This is a genomic window from Salicola sp. AFF1 (assembly GCF_056783195.1).
Map to the genome: position 1 here is coordinate 1 of NZ_JBXAYL010000087.1, position 1,721 is coordinate 1,721.

General features: G+C 61.4%; 3 protein-coding genes. All 3 read right to left on the minus strand.

Features of this window, described 5'->3' with window-relative positions:
* Nucleotides 1-917: transposase (locus AC1RQI_RS16765; RefSeq protein WP_481905754.1), on the minus strand; the 917-nt coding region annotated here is incomplete at its 3' end.
* A gap of 45 nt (nucleotides 918-962) precedes the next feature.
* Nucleotides 963-1,331, minus strand: coding sequence for an IS66 family insertion sequence element accessory protein TnpB (gene tnpB / locus AC1RQI_RS16770; protein WP_481905755.1), 369 nt, complete (start codon nucleotides 1,329-1,331; stop codon nucleotides 963-965).
* Entirely contained in the window at nucleotides 1,331-1,654 is a 324-nt protein-coding gene (tnpA, locus tag AC1RQI_RS16775; RefSeq protein ID WP_481905756.1) for an IS66 family insertion sequence element accessory protein TnpA, read from the minus strand. The genes tnpB and tnpA overlap by 1 nt, the downstream gene beginning before the upstream one ends.
* Between the last annotated feature and the right edge of the window lie 67 nt (nucleotides 1,655-1,721).

Below are 1,721 nucleotides of genomic sequence, written 5' to 3' on the forward strand. Positions count from 1 at the left end.
AACAGCACCGTGGGCTGGCCCGGCGGGCCGCCCCGGGTGACCCAGATCCATTTGTCGGATTGGGCCGTTTTGCCGTCTTCCTTGAGCACCTGCAGTCGGGTCTCATCGGCCTGGAGGTAGTCGCTGGTGTTCTGCGCCTCGCGCATGAGGTTGATCAGTGGCTTGAACACGTCATTCAGACGAATGATCCAATGCGCCATGCTGGTACGGCTGAGCGGATGCCCAAGCCTCGCCAGCATGGTCTCCAGCCGGTACAGCGGCAGGCCATCGGCGTACTTCGAGGTGATGATGTAGGCCAGCAGCGAGGTAGTGGCAATGCACTTGCCCAAAGGGTGTACGGGGCGAGGCGCCGCCACCAGGGACTCGTCCCCGTCGTTGTGCTCGAACACGGCCTTTTCCTGCCAGTATTCGAGCACGGTCAGTTGGGCCGGGATGAACTCCAGCTCTTCCTTGACCTTGGTGAAGAAGGTCTTGGTGGCGCCGGCTTTCTCTTCATCGCTGAGGGTCAGCTCAATGCGCTTGCGCCGCAGTTGATCCGAGAAGCCGCGTTGGCGGTTCTTACGGGCGGGGCGCGGTGGCTCGTCCTGGCCCTGCTCATCCTCGTCTGGAAATTCCTCTTGCAGGGCCTCGATCTCGGCTTCCACCTCCGCCTCGTCGAACAGCGTGACCTGGTAGCGGTGCTTCTCGCTGCTGGCGGCGAACTTCTGGAGGGCTTTCAGCCGCAGCATTTCCTCGAGCTGATCAATCCGGATGTCGCGTTGGCGGATGGCCTTTTCATGCAGCTCGCGCTGGCTCGCAAGCGCCTGCTCGCTGGCGTTGAGTTGTTGTTGGAGCTCGCCGATAACGCCAGCCATCTCAGCGGCGGAAAGACCGCTGAGATCGGGGGCTGAAGGAGCGTTATCAGGCGTTGATTTCATGACGAAATTATAGCAAAAACAGAGCCCTGGCGCACGCAAAAAAGGCTATCCAAGGGCCTCGTAATGTAACTTTTTATGCCCCCGCAACAGGGTGATGTCGTAGCCATCGAGCAGCCAGTTGATCTGCTCGCCGGTCAGTGGCATCAGCTCTTCCCCTGGGCCCGGCCACTTGAACCGCTCCTCGGCCAGCGCCTTGTAATAGAGCACGAAGCCGTTGTCTTCCCACATCAGACACTTGATCTTATTGCGTTGGCGGTTGGTGAAAGCGTACAGGGCGCCGGTGAACGGACTGTGCCCCAGCTCCTGCTCGACGATCAGCGCCAGGCCATGGGCCTGCTTGCGAAAATCGACCGGCGCCCGGTACAGATAGATCTCGGGCAGCTCCCAGGAGGGCCGCAGATACCGATTGCGCATCACAGCTGCCTCAGCACGGCGGCCAGCAGCTCAACGTTGCCGGCGTGTAGCCCGGTGATCGATACGCCACCGGGCAACGACACGGTCAGCGCCTCCGCCGTCTCTGTGGCCGGCACCGCCGGCGCGACACGGGCGAATCCGGCGCCGGCCTGCGACTCGTTCTCGGCTCGCAACTTCCGGCGCCAGTAACTGAACTGATAATAGCCCAAACGGTGTTCGCGACAGAAAGCGGCACCGGAAAGCCCGGAGGCCGCCCACTCAGTGAGGGTGTGTTGCCAGAAATGATGCAACTCGGTGCTGGCCATGCTGGTTCCTCCACTCATTACAAGGATGGAACCAGTGTGGTCCGGTCTCAGATCAGGGGATAGGTGTCGATTCGCTAGCGCTTAC

Excerpts from the sequence above, each read along its gene's own strand:
- tnpA (WP_481905756.1), bottom strand. The coding sequence starts at position 1,654 with ATGAGTGGAGGAACCAGCATGGCCAGCACCGAGTTGCATCATTTCTGG.
- tnpB (WP_481905755.1), bottom strand. The coding sequence starts at position 1,331 with ATGCGCAATCGGTATCTGCGGCCCTCCTGGGAGCTGCCCGAGATCTAT.